At 68.0% G+C, this 15,493-nt stretch carries 14 protein-coding genes; 8 read left to right on the forward strand and 6 right to left on the reverse strand.

Annotated elements, in window-relative coordinates:
* Positions 1–9: 9 nt before the first annotated feature.
* From ACUTAF_RS11150 to ACUTAF_RS11175, 6 genes are all read right to left on the reverse strand, one after another.
* Positions 10–303, reverse strand: coding sequence for a copper-binding protein (locus ACUTAF_RS11150; protein WP_445580013.1), 294 nt, complete (start codon positions 301–303; stop codon positions 10–12).
* A gap of 18 nt (positions 304–321) precedes the next feature.
* Positions 322–825 (reverse strand): cupredoxin domain-containing protein, encoded by a 504-nt coding sequence (locus ACUTAF_RS11155; protein WP_445580014.1) that lies wholly within the window; start codon positions 823–825, stop codon positions 322–324.
* A 58-nt stretch (positions 826–883) separates the two neighbouring features.
* Entirely contained in the window at positions 884–2,296 is a 1,413-nt protein-coding gene (locus ACUTAF_RS11160; protein WP_445580015.1) for a multicopper oxidase family protein, read from the reverse strand.
* A gap of 16 nt (positions 2,297–2,312) precedes the next feature.
* On the reverse strand, positions 2,313–3,713 hold the full coding sequence (locus ACUTAF_RS11165; protein ID WP_445580016.1) for a TolC family protein: 1,401 nt from the start codon (positions 3,711–3,713) through the stop codon (positions 2,313–2,315).
* Positions 3,700–3,999: a hypothetical protein gene (locus tag ACUTAF_RS11170; RefSeq protein WP_445580017.1), complete on the reverse strand. Its 300-nt coding sequence runs from the start codon at positions 3,997–3,999 to the stop codon at positions 3,700–3,702. Before ACUTAF_RS11170 ends, ACUTAF_RS11165 begins: the two co-directional genes overlap by 14 nt.
* 83 nt (positions 4,000–4,082) lie before the next feature.
* On the reverse strand, positions 4,083–4,478 hold the full coding sequence (locus ACUTAF_RS11175; protein WP_445580018.1) for a hypothetical protein: 396 nt from the start codon (positions 4,476–4,478) through the stop codon (positions 4,083–4,085).
* Positions 4,479–4,923: 445 nt separating this feature from the next.
* Here ACUTAF_RS11175 and ACUTAF_RS11180 point away from each other — a divergent pair, with 445 nt between their 5' ends.
* The 8 genes from ACUTAF_RS11180 to ACUTAF_RS11215 all read left to right on the forward strand — a co-directional run bounded on the left by ACUTAF_RS11180 (position 4,924) and on the right by ACUTAF_RS11215 (position 15,492).
* The gene (locus tag ACUTAF_RS11180; RefSeq protein ID WP_445580019.1) at positions 4,924–5,901 is read left to right on the forward strand and encodes an alpha/beta hydrolase; all 978 of its coding nucleotides are present in this window, start codon (positions 4,924–4,926) and stop codon (positions 5,899–5,901) included.
* A gap of 138 nt (positions 5,902–6,039) precedes the next feature.
* Complete coding sequence (locus ACUTAF_RS11185) at positions 6,040–6,726, forward strand: hydrolase (protein WP_003243736.1); 687 nt, start codon at positions 6,040–6,042, stop codon at positions 6,724–6,726.
* Positions 6,727–6,823: 97 nt separating this feature from the next.
* Positions 6,824–7,402, forward strand: a complete 579-nt coding sequence (locus ACUTAF_RS11190; RefSeq protein ID WP_445580020.1) for an antibiotic biosynthesis monooxygenase — start codon at positions 6,824–6,826, stop codon at positions 7,400–7,402.
* 137 nt (positions 7,403–7,539) lie between these two features.
* Positions 7,540–9,381 carry an amidohydrolase gene (locus ACUTAF_RS11195; protein ID WP_445582432.1) on the forward strand — a complete coding sequence of 614 codons (1,842 nt, stop codon included), beginning with the start codon at positions 7,540–7,542 and terminating at the stop codon, positions 9,379–9,381.
* A 1-nt stretch (position 9,382) separates the two neighbouring features.
* Positions 9,383–11,047: an MFS transporter gene (locus tag ACUTAF_RS11200; protein ID WP_445580021.1), complete on the forward strand. Its 1,665-nt coding sequence runs from the start codon at positions 9,383–9,385 to the stop codon at positions 11,045–11,047.
* Complete coding sequence (locus ACUTAF_RS11205; protein WP_445580022.1) at positions 11,044–11,814, forward strand: alpha/beta hydrolase; 771 nt, start codon at positions 11,044–11,046, stop codon at positions 11,812–11,814. Before ACUTAF_RS11200 ends, ACUTAF_RS11205 begins: the two co-directional genes overlap by 4 nt.
* 46 nt (positions 11,815–11,860) lie before the next feature.
* Positions 11,861–14,854 carry a sensor histidine kinase gene (locus tag ACUTAF_RS11210; protein ID WP_445580023.1) on the forward strand — a complete coding sequence of 998 codons (2,994 nt, stop codon included), beginning with the start codon at positions 11,861–11,863 and terminating at the stop codon, positions 14,852–14,854.
* Positions 14,851–15,492: a response regulator gene (locus ACUTAF_RS11215; RefSeq protein ID WP_445580024.1), complete on the forward strand. Its 642-nt coding sequence runs from the start codon at positions 14,851–14,853 to the stop codon at positions 15,490–15,492. The genes ACUTAF_RS11210 and ACUTAF_RS11215 overlap by 4 nt, the downstream gene beginning before the upstream one ends.
* Position 15,493: the final 1 nt, after the last annotated feature.

Consider the following 15,493-nt stretch of genomic DNA (forward strand, 5'->3'; position numbering starts at 1 on the left):
GCGGCGGTGCTACTCGACCACCTGCAGCTCGGTGACGATATAGCGGGTGCCTTCCTGGCGTGCCTGGAAGCGCACCTTGTCGCCGGCCTCGACGCCCTCCAGCAGACTGGCCGGCTGCACTTCGAAGACCATGGTCATCGGCGGCATGCCGATGCTGGCGATCGGACCGTGGCGCAGGGTGATCTTCTGCGCGCCTGCATCGACCTTGCGCACCTCGCCCTGGCTCAGCGGAGCGGGGTCGGCGGCCTGCAGCGGCAGGCTGAACAGGGCGGCCAGCGCCGCGACGACAAAGGTATTTTTCATCTCGTTTCTCCCATGGGGTCAGTCGGCCAGCACCTGGATGGTGCCGACCATGCCGGCCTGGTAGTGGCCGGCGATCAGGCAGGCGAAATCGAATTCGCCTGCGCGGTTGAAGGTCCAGATCATCTCTTCGCGCTGTCCGGGCGCGATGTGCGCCATATAGGGCTCGTCGTGCTGCATGCCCGGGAACTTGGCCATCAGCGCGGCGTGCTCGTCCAGTTCGGCGCGGGTGCCGATGACGAACTCGTGGAGCATCTTGCCGTCGTTGCGGTGGACGAAGCGGATGGTCTCGCCCTGCTTGACCTGCAGCCGATCCGGGGTGAAGCGCATATGGTCGGTCATGCGGATCTCGATGGTGCGATCGACCTCTGCGGCGTCGCCGGCGATGCCCCAGGGTTGCTGTTCCTTGACCACCGTCGCGGCGGCGTGCTCGCTCTGATGCGCCTCGCTATGGGCCAGCGCCGCGGTGCTGCTCAGCAGGCCGCCGAGAGCCAGGGGCAGGGCCAGTAGTCGTAGTGATTTCATCGGTCTGTTTCCTCGATTAGCGTGATGGCCGGGCCACTTGGGCGCAGCCCGGCTGGGATCAATGCCCGGCGTGCCCGCCCGGTTTGCGTACTTGCATCTCGACCGGCGCCTCGGGTGGCCGTTTCAGCGGCATCGACTGGCCACCACCGTGGTGTGAACGGCTGGGGCTGGCCAGCGCGCCTTTCCATTCATAGGCGACCGTGCCGGCCGGATGCTTGAACCAGCCGGGGTCGCGGTAATCCCCCGGCGCCAGGTCCTTGCGCACCTTGAGCATGGTGAACATGCCGCCCATCTCCACCGAGCCGAACGGGCCGTCGCCGGTCATCATCGGCACGGTGTTGTCCGGCAACGGCATCTGCATCTCCGCCATGTCGGCCATGCCGCGCTCGCCCATCACCATGTAGTCCGGCACCAGCTTGGCGATCTTGCGCGTCATGTCGCGGTGATCGACGCCGACCAGGGTCGGCACGTCGTGGCCCATGGCGTTCATGGTGTGGTGACTCTTGTGGCAGTGCAGCGCCCAATCGCCCTCCTCGTCGGCGATGAACTCGACCTGGCGCATCTGCCCCACCGCCACATCGGTGGTCACCTCCGGCCAGCGCGAGCCGACCGGGGTCGGCCCGCCATCGGTGCCGGTGACCTCGAATTCGTGGCCGTGCAGGTGGATCGGGTGGTTGGTCATGGTCAGATTGCCGACGCGCAGGCGCACCCGCTCGCCCTGGCGCGCCACCAGCGGGTCGATGCCGGGGAACACCCGGCTGTTGAAGGTCCACAGGTTGAAATCGAGCATCTGCATGATTTTCGGCGTGTAGGCGCCGGGCTCGATGTCGTAGGCACTGAGCAGGAAGCAGTAGTCGCGGTCCACCTCGCTGATCAGCGGGTGGTGCTCCTTGGGATGGGTGACCCAGAAACCCATCATGCCCATGGCCATCTGCACCATCTCGTCGGCGTGCGGGTGGTACATGAAGGTGCCGGGGCGACGGGCGACGAACTCGTAGACGAAGGTCTTGCCCACCGGGATCGCCGGCTGGGTCAGGCCCGCCACACCGTCCATGCCGTTGGGCAGACGCTGGCCGTGCCAGTGGATGCTGGTGTGCTCGGGCAGCTTGTTGGTGACGAAGATGCGCACCCGGTCGCCCTCCACCACCTCGATGGTCGGCCCCGGCGACTGGCCGTTGTAGCCCCACAGATGAGCCTTGTAGCCGGGCGCCAGCTCGCGCACCACCGGCTCGGCGACCAGGTGGAACTCCTTGACGCCGTTGTTCATGCGCCATGGCAGGGTCCAACCGTTGAGCGTCACCACCGGATTGTAGGGCCGCCCGCTGCCTGGCTGCAGCGGCGGCTGAGTGTCGGCGCTGGCCTGCAGCACCGGCTCCGGCAGGGCCGCCATGGCCACCCGGCTGACCGCCGAAGTGGCCACCGCAGCGCCGATGGCGCCGGCCCCGAGAAAGAAATCGCGTCGTGAAACCATCAGGGAATTTCCTTGTTCAGTGGCCGGCGGCGGCCGGCTCGGCAGCAGCGGCAGGCGCCGCGCCGAGCGAGGGATTGGGGGCGCCCAGCAGGGCCATGTCGAGGTCGGCGCGGGCCAGCCAGTAGTCACGCTGCGCCTGCAAATAGCCATCCACCGCCTGCACCTGGCGGCGCGCATCGGCGAGCAGGTCGAAGGTGCCGATGAACATGCCGTTGTAGCGCAGCAGGTTTTCCTCGGCGATGCGCTGACGCAGCGGCAGCACCTCGGTGCGATAGTGCTGCGCCAGCTCGAAGGCGTTGCGGTAGGCGTGATAGGCCTCGCGCACCTGCGAGCGGGCGTTGATCGCCGTCTCGGCGGCACGGTTGAGCGCCTGGCGATACTGCGCCTCGGCCCGCGCCACCTTGGCCCCGCTCCAGTCGAACAGCGGCAGCTCGACGCTGATCTCGTAGCCGCGCTGGGTCGGCTCCTCGTTTGAGCGGTTGTTGACCACGCCCAGCTCCAGCACGTTGATGAAGCGCGTGGTGCGGGTCAGGCCGAGGTTCTGCGCCAGGCGCTCGGCATCCAGGCGCACGGCCTGGATGTCCTGGCGCTGACTCATGGCCAGGCGCTCCACGTCCGGTAACTCGTCCGCGGTTTTCGGCAACGCCGGCAGGCGTTCGGGCAGGCGGTAGCCCTGCTGCTCGCTCCACAGGCCGAGCAGACGGGTCAGCTGCTCGCGGCTGCGCACCCGCGCCTGTTCGGCCTGGATCAGGCCGATGCCGGCCTCGGCGTAGAAGTTCTGCTGCTCGGCTTGCTGCAGCTTGCTGAAGTTGCCCACCGCGGCCATGCGCCGGGCCAGCTCGGCGCCGGCTTCGGCGGCGTCCAGCACCTGCCGCGCGTAGACCAGGCTCTCCTCGGCGGCGACCGCCTGGTACCAGGCCTTGCGCGTCTCGCTGGCCAGGTCGAACACCGCCAGGCTGGTCTGCCGCTGCAGCTGCTCGAAGCGCCGCCCTTCCAGGCGCGAGGCCATCGGCAGGGCGATCAGCCGCGCCAGATTCAGGTGCAGGCCGCGCTCGTATTCGACCTCGCTGCCCTTTTCCAGGCGGCCGTAGGAGAAGCCGGGATTGGGCAGGCGCCCGGCCTGCACCCGCTCGGCCTCGCCGATGCCCAGCTCGTCGAAGGACGCCTGCAGACCACGGTTGTTGAGCAGCGCCAGCTGCACCGCGGCGTCCAGGCTCAGGGGTTCGGCCAGCAGTTCGGCGACGCGCGCGTCGATCTCGCTGCGACCGGCCTCGTCGCGGGCCCACAGCAGCTGCTTGTCCAGCTGACGCTCGGCGGCCTGCTGCACCGGATCGAAGCCACCGTCCTGGCTGAAGCCGGCGCAGCCGGCCAGCAGCAGCGCGGCGCAGAGCAGTACGGCAGGTTTAATGGTGGTCATGGCCACCTCCCTCGACGGGCTCGGCGCCCTGCTCGGCCGGCTGCTCCCAGCCTTCCATGCTGTAGGTGCGCCAGCCGCCGATACGGCCGACCAGCTCGTTGGCCGCACGCCAGTCCTGCAACGGCTCGTCGGCCTGGGTCCGGTAGTCGTTGAGGGGGGAACGGTAATCCTGCGCCGGCACGGCGGCGTTGGCGTCCAGCGGGTCGGGCTGGGCCGCCGGCAGGATGCCGGGCAGCGCCAGGGCAGCGATGCCCAGCAGCCACCCGGCAAGGGGTTGCAAAGTCATGAATTGTTCTCGCATACGGCGGCCAGGCGGCCGCGTGAGCAACAGGCGCCCTCAGCCGAAGCGGCGGGCGCTACCTCGAAGACTCAGGCGAGAACGAAGCGTGGGGGGCGCTCGGGGGTGTCGGACACGGTCGCGACGAGACGATCCGGCCAGGCTATGGCCGGTTCGACGGCATGCAGGGAAGCATCGCCGAGCAGCGGCTGCCCCGGCGCCGCGGCACCGACGCAGAACGCGCACAGCGTGCACAGGCTGCCATCGGCGGGAAGCTCACCGGCGGTGACAGGCGCGGCATCCAGATGCGCGCTGTCGGCCGCCATGTCGTGGTGCATGCCGTGCTCATCGTGCTCGCCGCCGCTCATCTGCTGGGCACCGCTGCGGTGCACCTGCTCGCACAACTGCATGCCGAGCGCCGCCATGGCCTGCGCCGGCAGGGCCAACATCAGGATCCAGATCAGGGCGGTACGCAGGGTCTTGCGCATAAGGGTGGCGAAGCCGGGGTAACAGGAAGATGGGCTGGATTATCCGCGCACTGGCCGTTTTGTCCAGCGTTCCTGGTCGAGGTGCCGAGCGAGCACCGGGCGTGCCGGCCTGCATGTCGCCGGCAATGACCGGCAACGATCGGCCATTCGCCGCGGGTAAAAGGCACCAGCCTTATGGCGTAGGGCTCGCCATGAACCAAAAGCGCAACGGCCGTCGGGCACGGGTCAGGCAGCAGAATCTTCGAGAAACCTGGAAAAACGGGTCGAGCAACCCCGGCGTGCGTCCTCTCCCGCTCGGCGGGCTACCCGAACGCCGCACTTCAGCAGCCCGGCAGCAGCCTGGTGCCAAAACGGCAGGCCGGTACAAGCCGGAACGACCTGATGGGCAGAAGATGCCCGACGCAGTAGCGCTACAGATCCTTCAGCCATCATGAGGTGAATCGCCATGCAGCCCTCCGCCAACCTTGGCGCCGATAGTCCCGGCGTGGAACGCAACACCCAAGCCTTTCTCGAAGCCCTGGCCGCCGGCGGTGGCACGCCACTCGAACGGTTATCGCCTGCCGAAGCCCGCGCCGTGCTGGTGGGCGCGCAAGCTTCGGTCGAGGTCGATCTATCGGCCGTGGAAACCCACGAACACAGCATCGAGGCTGCCGGCCAGACGCTGAAGCTGGTGGTGGTGCGCCCGGCGGGCAGCCAGGGCAACCTGCCGGGCTTCATGTTCTTCCACGGTGGCGGCTGGGTGCTGGGCGACTACCCGACCCACGCACGGTTGATTCGCGACCTGGTGGTGCACTCCGGCGCTGCGGCGGTCTACGTCGACTACACCCCCTCGCCCGAAGCGAAATACCCGACTGCGATCAACCAGGCATACGCGGCGACCCAATGGGTGGCCGCCAATGGCAGCCAGATCGGCGTCGACGGCTCACGCCTGGCCGTGGCCGGCAACAGTGTCGGCGGCAACATGGCGGCGGTGGTGGCGCTGAAAGCCAAGGAAGCTGGCACACCGAAGCTGCGCTTCCAGCTGCTGCTGTGGCCGGTGACCGACGCCAGCTTCAACAATGCCTCCTACAACCAGTTCGCCGAGGGGCATTTCCTCACCCGCGGGATGATGGAGTGGTTCTGGGACAACTACACCACCGACCCGAAGCAGCGTAACGAGATCCACGCCTCGCCGCTGCGCGCCAGCCTGGAGCAGCTGCAAGGCCTGCCACCGGCCATGGTGCAGAGCGCCGAGATGGACGTGCTGCGCGACGAAGGCGAAGCCTACGCCCGCCGCCTGGGCGCGGCCGGTGTCGCGGTCAGCGCCGTGCGTTACAACGGCATGATCCACGACTACGGCCTGCTCAACGTGATCGCCGAGGTGCCTGCGGTACGCACTGCCATGCAGCAGGCCGGCGCGGCGTTGCGCGAACACCTGGCCTGAGCGCCACAGCCCGATACCAGAACCGCAGTTACATCCAATCCAGGCGGCGACCGCTCTGCAATAGTCCTTTCGTCTACCCGACGGTAACGACCGACGGGATGCGTGCATCGTCCACCGCCTCACCGACAGGTAACCGCTATGAGCAATCCAAAAACCGAAGTCCTGACCCCGCACAACAGCCAGCTGATCTTCATCGACCAGCAGCCGCAAATGGCCTTCGGCGTGCAGAGCATCGATCGGCAAACCCTGAAGAACAACACCGTGGGCCTGGCCAAGGCGGCCAAGATCTTCAACGTGCCGACCATCATCACCACGGTCGAGACCGAAAGCTTCTCCGGTCACACCTACCCCGAACTGCTCGCCGTATTCCCCGACGCGCCGCTGCTCGAGCGCACCTCGATGAACTCCTGGGACGACCAGAAGGTTCGCGACGCGCTGAAGAAGAACGGCCGCAACAAGGTCATCGTTTCCGGCCTGTGGACCGAGGTGTGCAACACCACCTTCGCCCTCTCCGCCATGCATGACGCCGGCTACGAGATCTACATGGTCGCCGACGCCTCCGGCGGCACCTCGCAGGCCGCCCACGACTACTCCATGCAGCGCATGATCCAGGCCGGCGTGGTGCCGGTGACCTGGCAGCAGGTACTGCTGGAGTGGCAGCGCGACTGGAAGAACCGCGACACCTACGACGCCGTCATGGCCCTGGTCAAGGAACACTCCGGTGCCTACGGCATGGGCGTGGACTACGCCTACACCATGGTGCACAAGGCGCCGGAGCGGGTGCAGCACGGCCCGACCCTGGCCCCGGTGGCAGCCCCCATCTGAGCCCATGACGGCGGAAACGCCCCCGACTCGACCAGTGGCGCGCATCGCTGCGCGCCGCTGGATCGACAAGACCAAGGCCACGCGCAGAGTCTCCAGCATGAGCGAGACGCAACAGGAAACCGTCACCCTGGTGGTGCGCCATCAGGTACGCCCCAACCATGTGCCGCGTTACGAGGCCTGGCTACGGCGCATCATCACCACTGCCAGCCAATGCCCCGGCCACCTCGGCGTGGACGTGGTACGTAGCCGTCAGGCCAGCCTGGCGCAATTCACCTGCGTGCTGCGCTTCGCCGGCCTGCAGCAGTTGCAGGACTGGATCGACTCGGAGCAAAGGCGCCAGCTGATCGCCGAGATCGAGCCGCTGCTGCGCGCTGGCGACCAGCTGGAGATCGCCCAGGGCAAGGAATTCTGGTTCACGCCGGAAACCGCGCAGACGCCACCGCCCCGCTGGAAACAGGTCTGCGTCACCTTCCTGGTGATCCTGCCGCTGAGCCTACTCGTGCCGCTGCTCTGGCAACCCCTGTTTCAGCTCGCTCCCTGGCTCGGCGGCTACCTGCCGAGCAACGTCGTGATCACCCTGAGCGTCGTCCTGCTCGTGGTGTACCTGTTCATGCCCATGGCCACGCGGCTGTTCGCCACCTGGCTGAGCCCCAGCACCGATGAGGAACTATCATGAGCCAGGAGCCTTCCGACCCGAAACGTCGCCATTTTCTCGCCACCAGCAGCGTGCTCGGCGCCGCCGGCGCGCTGTGGTCCGCGCTGCCTTTCGCCGCCATGTCCGGCGACTCGTCCGCCAGTTCATCAGGAGGCAACATGAGTGCCGATCTCATTCTCTACAACGGTCGCCTGCACACGGTCGACCGCGAAAAACCTCAGGCCAGCGCCGTGGCCATCAAGGACGGACGCTTCGTCGCCGTCGGCAGCGATGCTGAGGCCATGGCCCTGCGCGGCGATGCCACGCGCGTGATCGACCTGCAGAAGCGCACGGTGATCCCCGGCCTCAACGACTCGCACCTGCACCTGATCCGCGGCGGCCTCAACTACAACCTGGAGCTGCGCTGGGAGGGCGTGCCGTCGCTGGCCGATGCGCTGCGCATGCTCAAGGAGCAGGCCGAGCGCACGCCGACGCCGCAGTGGGTGCGCGTGGTCGGCGGCTGGACCGAGTTCCAGTTCGCCGAAAAACGCCTGCCGACCCTGGATGAACTGAACAAGGCGGCGCCCGACACCCCGGTGTTCGTCCTGCACCTCTACGACCGCGCCCTGCTCAACCGCGCCGCGCTGCGCGCCGTGGGCTACGACAAGAACACGCCGAACCCGCCCGGCGGCGAGATCCAGCGCGATGCCGGCGGCGAACCCACCGGCATGCTGATCGCCCGGCCCAATGCGCTGATCCTCTACGCGACCCTGGCCAAGGGGCCGAAGTTGCCGCTGGAGTATCAGGTCAACTCCACCCGCCAGTTCATGCGCGAACTCAACCGCCTGGGCGTGACCAGCGCCATCGACGCCGGCGGCGGCTACCAGAACTACCCGGACGACTATCAGGTGATCCAGGAGCTGGCCGCCAAGGATCAGCTCACCGTGCGCATCGCCTACAACCTGTTCACCCAGAAGCCCAAGGAAGAACTGCAGGACTTTCAGGCCTGGAGCAAGATCGTCAAGCCGGGCGACGGCAGCGACTTCCTGCGCCACAACGGCGCCGGCGAGATGCTGGTGTTCTCCGCCGCCGACTTCGAGGACTTTGTCGAGCCACGCCCGGACCTGGCGCCGAGCATGGAAGCCGATCTCGAACCGGTGGTGCGTCACCTGGTCGAGCAGCGCTGGCCGTTCCGCCTGCACGCCACCTACGACGAATCCATCTCGCGCATGCTCGACGTGTTCGAGAAGGTCGACCGCGACATGCCGTTCAACGGCCTGCCCTGGCTGTTCGACCATGCCGAGACCATCAGCCCGCGCAACATCGAGCGGGTGCGGGCGCTCGGCGGCGGCATCGCCATCCAGCACCGCATGGCCTTCCAGGGCGAATACTTCATCGACCGCTACGGCGCCAAGGCCGCCGAAGCCACCCCGCCGATCCAGCGCATGCTGGCCGAGGGCGTGCCGGTCGGCGGCGGCACCGACGCCACCCGCGTGGCCAGCTACAACCCCTGGACGGCGCTGTACTGGCTGGTCAGCGGCAAGACGGTCGGCGGCACCACGCTCAATCCGCAGGGGCTGCCGCGTGACACCGCGCTGCAGCTGTTCACCCACGGCAGCGCCTGGTTCTCCAGCGAACAGGGCAAGAAGGGCCAGATCAAGGTGGGCCAACTGGCCGACCTGGTGGCCTTGACGGCGGACTTCTTCAGCATCGAGGAAGAACAGATCAAGTGGCTGGAGTCGGTGCTGACCATCGTCGGCGGCAAGGTGGTGCATGGCACCGGCGAGTTCGACAAGCTCGCCCCGCCGACGCTGCCGGTACTGCCGGACTGGTCGCCGGTGGCGATGGTGCCCGGGCACTGGAAGCCGGTCGCGGCGCCCATGGCCGCCAGCATCCACCAGTGCATCGGCGCCTGCGCGGTGCATCAGCACCAGCATGACCGTGCGCGTCGCAGCAGTGTGCCGGTGAGCGATCACCAGGGCTTCTGGGGCGCCTTCGGCTGCTCCTGCTTTGCCTTCTGACATGGCCAGCGATAAACCTTCGCCCTGGGGCGCACTCAAGCACAGCACCTTCCGCTGGCTGTGGCTGGCCAGCATCGCCTCGAACATCGGCACCTGGATGCACGAGGTGGGTGCCGGCTGGCTGATGACCAGCCTGTCGGCCAACCCCATGCACGTGGCGCTGGTACAGGTCGCCGGCTCGGCGCCGATGTTCCTCCTGGCGCTGCCGGCCGGTGCCATGGCCGATATCGTCGACAAGCGCCGCTATCTGCTCGGCGTGCAGCTGTGGATGGCCGCGGTGGCGACGCTGCTGGCCGTGCTCACCCTGCTCGGCCTGACCACGGTCTGGCTGCTGCTGGGCATGACCCTGGCCATGGGCGTCGGCACCGCGCTGATGATGCCGGCCTGGTCGGCGCTGACGCCGGAGCTGGTGAGCAAGCGCGACCTACCCTCGGCCATCGCCCTGTCCAGCCTCGGCATCAATGTCGCCCGTGCGCTCGGCCCGGCCATCGCCGGGGTGCTGGTCAGCTTGAGCGGCCCCTGGGCGACCTTCGCCCTCAATGCCCTGTCGTTCTTCGCGGTGATGGCGGTGCTGCTGACCTGGAAGCGCGAGCACCAGGTCGCCAGCTTCCCGGCCGAACGCCTGCTAGGTGCCATGCGTGCCGGCTGGCGCTACAGCCGCGCCTCGAAACCGCTACAGGCGGTGCTGGTACGCGCCGCGGCGTTCTTCGTCGGCGCCAGCGCCGGCATGTCGCTGCTGCCGTTGATCGTACGCGGCGAGTTGCAGGGCAGCGCCAGCGACTTCGGCCTGATGCTGGGCAGCGTCGGCGTCGGCGCCGTGCTCGGCGCCACCCTGCTGCCGCGCATTCGCGAGCGCATCAGCAGCGACCGCCTAGTGCTGCTGGCCAGTTTGCTCTACGCCCTGGTGCTGCTGGCCCTGGCCAGCCTGCGCCACTTCGCCGCCCTGCTGCCGGTGATGCTGCTCAGCGGCGCGGCGTGGATCGCCGTGCTGTCCAGCCTGCAGGTCGCCGCGCAGACCTCGGTGCCGGACTGGGTAAGGGCGCGAGCGCTTTCCGTCTATATCCTGGTGTTCTTCGGCAGCATGGCCGCCGGCGGCGCACTGTGGGGCTTCGTCGCCAGCCAGGCGTCGATTCCACTCGCCCTCTTCGCCGCGGCCGGTTGCCTGGCGCTGGGCGGGCTGCTGACGTCGCGCTTTCCGCTGCCGGTTACCGAAGCCGAGGATCTCGCACCGTCACTGCACTGGCCGGCGCCGATCCTGGCCGACGAAGCCGACCTCGAGCGCGGCCCGGTGATGGTCACCCTGCACTACGACATCGCCCCGGAGCATGCCACGGCCTTTCGTCAGGCAATGAGCGAGGTGGCGCGCATGCGTCGGCGCAACGGTGCGTTCTCCTGGGGCCTGGTGCAGAACAGCGAGAACCCGCGCCACTGGCAGGAGTTCTTCTTCGACGAGTCCTGGCTCGAGCACCTGCGCCACCACGGCCGGGTCACCCGCGCCGAGCAACGCATCGAGGCCGCCGCCAGACAGTTCCAGAGCGCCGGGGTGGCGATACGCATCGACCATTTCCTGGTGCCGGGCAAGCAGGCGCCGGCGGAGACTCGGCATGCCGACCGCGATGACCGCCGCCCCGGCGGCGCAACGCCGGCAAGACATCCAGCGCCATGAGCCGGCAGGCCCTGTTCATTCATGGGACCTGGCTCACCCCGCTGATCTGGAGCCGCTTCCGCCGTCGTTTCGAGGCCTGCGGCTACAGCTGCAGCGCGCCGGCCTGGCCGCTGCTCGCTGCCGATCTGGCGCTTCAGCGCAGCCAGCCGCCGCGGGCAACGGCCAGCCTGGGCATCGCCGCCATCCTCGCCCATTACGCTCGGCACGTCCGCCACCTCGAACAGCCGCCCCTGCTGATCGGCCACGATCTAGGCGGCCTCATCGTGCAGCTGCTGCTCGACCGCGGCCTGGGCTGCGCCGGCATCGCCATCGCGCCACCGGCCCACGGCGGGCTGGAAGGGTTGCGCGGCAGCGGGCCCTGTCTGCTGCGCCAGGCGTTATGGCGCGGCGTGCTGCACATGAGCCCGCAACATTTCGCTCGCAGCATGGCGCAGACGCTGACGCCGGAACGACAGGCCGCTGCATACGCGCGGCATATCGTGTCGGCACCGGGCCGGGTATTCTTCGACAACGCGCTGGGCATCGGTAGCCGTATCGACTTCGGCAATCCAGACCGCCCACCGCTGTTGCTGATTGCTGCGGGTGCGGACCGTAGCGTCCGCCCCGCCGCGGTCGCGGCGGCCTATCGGCGCCACCGGGGCTCGACGGCGGTCACCACTTTCAAACACTTCAGCGGCTACAGCCACTGGCTGATTGCCGAACCGGGTTGGGAAACCATTGCCGACTACTGCATCGAATGGGCACAAAACCAGCTGGGACGCTTCTGAATCGACAACCGCCTCGCAGCTTCATCCTCTGTTCGCGGCACTGGCCTTGCTGTGTCTGCTGCTCTGCACCGCCGCTGCTGCCGAAGGCGTCGAACTGCAGCAACGCCTCGAACATCGGCGCTGGACGCTCAATGACGACGGCCCCAGCCAGATCGGCGCACTGGCCGAAACCCGCGACGGTTTTCTTTGGCTCGGCACCCATGATTCGCTGTACCGTTTCGACGGCTTGAACTTCACCCGCTACCTGGCGCCCGACGGCCAGGAGCTGGGCATAGTCTCCACCCTGCTGGCCAGCGACGCCGGCCTGTGGGTTGGCCTGCGCAATGGCGGCGTGCGCCTGATCGACGCCGAGGGAGAAGTAGCGGCCGCCTTCGACCTGGGACGCGGCGTGATCTATGCCCTCGCGCAGACGTCCGACGGCCAGCTGTGGGCCGCCGCCAACGACGGCCTGATGCGTTTCGACGGGCAGAACTGGCAGCAGCTATCCAGCGAAGCCGGCTTTGCCGGCAACAACGCCTACGCCCTGCTACTGGATGCCACGGGGCGGCTCTGGGTGGCCGACGAACAACGCCTCTACTGGCGGGCTCCCGGCGCCCTCAGGCTGCAAGACAGCGGCATCGCGGTCAGACGCCCCCGGCAGATCATGCAGGCCCCCGACGGCGCGTTGTGGCTGGCCGAACGCGAGGGCGAGTCGCTACTGCGGCTGGATACGTCGTCCTGGCAGGCCAGCCGCATCGCCATCGGCGAGTCGGTCAATGCCCTGCTGTTCGACCAGCGTGGCGCGCTGTGGCTGAGCACCGCCGGCGGCGGTGTGCTGCAAGTGGCGCAGCCGAATCGCCACGGGGCGAATGGCTTCGGCGCCCTCGAACGCTTCAGCGCCCGCGACGGGCTCAGCTCCGAGGTCGCCGCGCCGCTGCATCAGGATAGCGAAGGCAGCCTCTGGATAGGCACCCTCAATGGCCTGGATCGTCTGCGCGACCGGGCGTTGCAACCGGCGGGCTTTCCCGCCAACGCGCAGAACCTGGCGCTGGTGGCGGACGAGACAGGCGCTCTCTGGGCCGGCAGCGGCAACCTGCCGGTGATGCGCCTGGATCGTGACGGCCTGCATTATCTGCCGCTGCGGACGCCGATCAGCGCCACCGCCCGCGACAGCCAGGGCAGAGCCTGGCTGGCCGGGTCACAGGGCGTCTGGCGCAGTGCCGGCAAAGATCTGGAAAAGGTTGCCGAGCTGCCGGTCGAACGCAGCCTGGACTCCCCGGTGCGCACCATGCTGGTCGATCGCGAGGGCACGCTATGGTTGTCGCTGAACCGCCAGGGCCTGTTCGTCCTGCGCGACGGGCGCTGGCAGAGGCTGCCGCCGCCGAGCACCAGGGCGGCGCAGCGAATGCCGGTCAGCGCCGCCCTGGCACCCGATGGCAGGCGCTGGTTCGGCTACCGCGACAACCTGATCGTCAGCCATGACGACCGCGGCGAGCGCCACTGGGGCCCGGCCGAGGGCCTGGACATCGGTCATGTGACCGCCATGGCCCATCTGCCCGGATACGCCTGGGTCGGCGGCCAGCATGGCCTGGCCCGCTTCGACGGGGAGAATTTCCAGCGGCTGCAACTGCCGGAAAATGGTCTGTTCGAAAACCTCTACGCCATCGTCCCGGTGCAGGTCGAGGCGGGCGAGGATCTCTGGCTGCAGGGCAAGGGTGGTATTTTCCAGCTACCTGCCGGGGAGATCGCCCAGTCCCTGGCCAACCCCGCGCATCGCATCCGCTACCGCACGTACCATCCGCAGGGTGGCCTGGCCAACGACCCCCACCAGGTACTGCCCCTGCCCACCGCAGTACGAGCTGGCCAGGATCGGCTATGGTTCGTCAGCCGCGACGGCGTGGTCGGCCTGGATCCGCTGCGTACCTCGCACAATGGCGCTCCGCCGCGGGTACGTATCGATTCGTTCGTGGTGGACGGTGAAAGCTTCGCGCCACGAACCAGGCCCGAGTTGCCGGCGACCAGCCAGCGTCTGGTCATCGGCTACGGTGCACTGAGCCTGTCGGCGCCGGAGGGGCTGCATTTTCTCTATCGCCTCGACGGCTTCGATCACACCTGGCATTCCGCCGGCCGCCAGCGGGAAGCCACCTATACCGGCCTGCCCGCCGGCGACTACCGTTTTCGGGTGCGCGCACTCAACCAGAGCGGGGTGGCCAGCGATCAGGACGCCGAGCTCAGCTTCAGCATCGCGCCGGTGTTCTACCATCAGCCCCTGTTCCTGCTGTCGCTCGGCGTCGCCCTGCTCGGCGCGCTGCACCTGCTCTACCGCAGCAACATGCGGCGCGCGGCAGAGCGCCTGCGCACCCGTCTGGAAGAACGCCACGAGGAGCGCGAGCGTATCGCCCGCGAGCTGCACGACACCCTTCTGCAGGGCGTGCAGGGACTGATGCTGCACGTACAGGCCGCAGCCGATAGCCTGCCGGCCGAGCAGCCCACCCGCGGCCTGCTGGAAAAGGCACTGGACCGCGCCGACCAGGTGATCAGCGAGGGGCGTGAGCGGGTACGCGACCTGCGCAGCGTGCCTCAAGGTCCCGTCGACCTGCCCCAGGCACTGGGCGAGCTGGAGCATCTGCTCGAACACCCGGGCGTAACCTATCGGATCGACATAAAAGGCACGCCCATTGCCCTGCACCCGGTGGTCCATGACGAGCTTTACCAGCTGACCCGTGAGGCCGTCGGCAATGCCTTTCGTCACGCCCGCGCTGGCAACGTGCAGGTGCAGTTGAACTATGATTCGCGCCAGTTCGAACTGCAGGTGGTCGACGATGGCTGCGGCATTCGCGTCGATTATCTGGAAAGCGTCGATGCCGTCGATCACTGGGGCCTGCAAGGCATGTACGAGCGCGCGGCCAAGATTGGCGCAACGCTCAGCATTCACGGCGCCCAGGGGCGCGGTAGCCAGGTACGGCTGGTGCTGGCCGGAGCCTTGGCTTACCGGCAGCCTGAGGCTCCTGTCCGCCGCGGGCTACACTGGAAAAGATTCACGAGGAGCCCGCGCCCATGAGCATCGCCAACCCCATCCGCGTGCTGGTCGCCGATGACCATCCGCTGCTGCGCGAGGGCATCGCTGCCGTCATCGCGACTCAGCAGGATATCGAGCTGGTGGGCGAAGCCGGCGACGGCCAGGAGGCGCTGGACTGCTTCCGCCGCCTGCGCCCGGACGTCACCCTGATGGACCTGCAGATGCCGCGCATGAACGGCATCGAGTGTATCCAGGCCATCCGTAGCGAATGCCCGGATGCACGCATCGCCATCCTCACCACCTACCGCGGCGACGTACGCGCCCTGCATGCCATCCAGGCCGGCGCCCAGGCCTACCTGCTGAAAAGCAGCCTGCGCAAGGAGCTGGTCGAGACCATCCGCCAGGTGGCCGCCGGCAAGCGCCACATTCCTGCGGAGATCGCCGCCGAACTGGCCGAGCATCTTGGCCAGCAGAGCCTCAGCCCGCGCGAGGTGGAGGTACTGCAGGCCGCCGCACTCGGTTACTCCAACCGGGATATCGCGCTGCAGCTGCACATAGCAGAGGACACGGTGAAGGGCCATATGCGCCTGATCATGGACAAGCTCGGTGCCAACAATCGCACCCATGCCGTGGCCATCGCCGTACAGCGCGGCGTCCTCGAAGTCGGCCTGCCACTTTAGT

The organism is Pseudomonas sp. SP16.1 (genome assembly GCF_052682975.1).

Excerpts from the sequence above, each read along its gene's own strand:
- ACUTAF_RS11150 (WP_445580013.1), bottom strand. The coding sequence starts at position 303 with ATGAAAAATACCTTTGTCGTCGCGGCGCTGGCCGCCCTGTTCAGCCTG.
- ACUTAF_RS11155 (WP_445580014.1), bottom strand. The coding sequence starts at position 825 with ATGAAATCACTACGACTACTGGCCCTGCCCCTGGCTCTCGGCGGCCTG.
- ACUTAF_RS11160 (WP_445580015.1), bottom strand. The coding sequence starts at position 2,296 with ATGGTTTCACGACGCGATTTCTTTCTCGGGGCCGGCGCCATCGGCGCT.
- ACUTAF_RS11165 (WP_445580016.1), bottom strand. The coding sequence starts at position 3,713 with ATGACCACCATTAAACCTGCCGTACTGCTCTGCGCCGCGCTGCTGCTG.
- ACUTAF_RS11170 (WP_445580017.1), bottom strand. The coding sequence starts at position 3,999 with ATGACTTTGCAACCCCTTGCCGGGTGGCTGCTGGGCATCGCTGCCCTG.
- ACUTAF_RS11175 (WP_445580018.1), bottom strand. The coding sequence starts at position 4,478 with ATGCGCAAGACCCTGCGTACCGCCCTGATCTGGATCCTGATGTTGGCC.
- ACUTAF_RS11180 (WP_445580019.1), top strand. The coding sequence starts at position 4,924 with ATGCAGCCCTCCGCCAACCTTGGCGCCGATAGTCCCGGCGTGGAACGC.
- ACUTAF_RS11185 (WP_003243736.1), top strand. The coding sequence starts at position 6,040 with ATGAGCAATCCAAAAACCGAAGTCCTGACCCCGCACAACAGCCAGCTG.
- ACUTAF_RS11190 (WP_445580020.1), top strand. The coding sequence starts at position 6,824 with ATGAGCGAGACGCAACAGGAAACCGTCACCCTGGTGGTGCGCCATCAG.
- ACUTAF_RS11195 (WP_445582432.1), top strand. The coding sequence starts at position 7,540 with ATGAGTGCCGATCTCATTCTCTACAACGGTCGCCTGCACACGGTCGAC.
- ACUTAF_RS11200 (WP_445580021.1), top strand. The coding sequence starts at position 9,383 with ATGGCCAGCGATAAACCTTCGCCCTGGGGCGCACTCAAGCACAGCACC.
- ACUTAF_RS11205 (WP_445580022.1), top strand. The coding sequence starts at position 11,044 with ATGAGCCGGCAGGCCCTGTTCATTCATGGGACCTGGCTCACCCCGCTG.
- ACUTAF_RS11215 (WP_445580024.1), top strand. The coding sequence starts at position 14,851 with ATGAGCATCGCCAACCCCATCCGCGTGCTGGTCGCCGATGACCATCCG.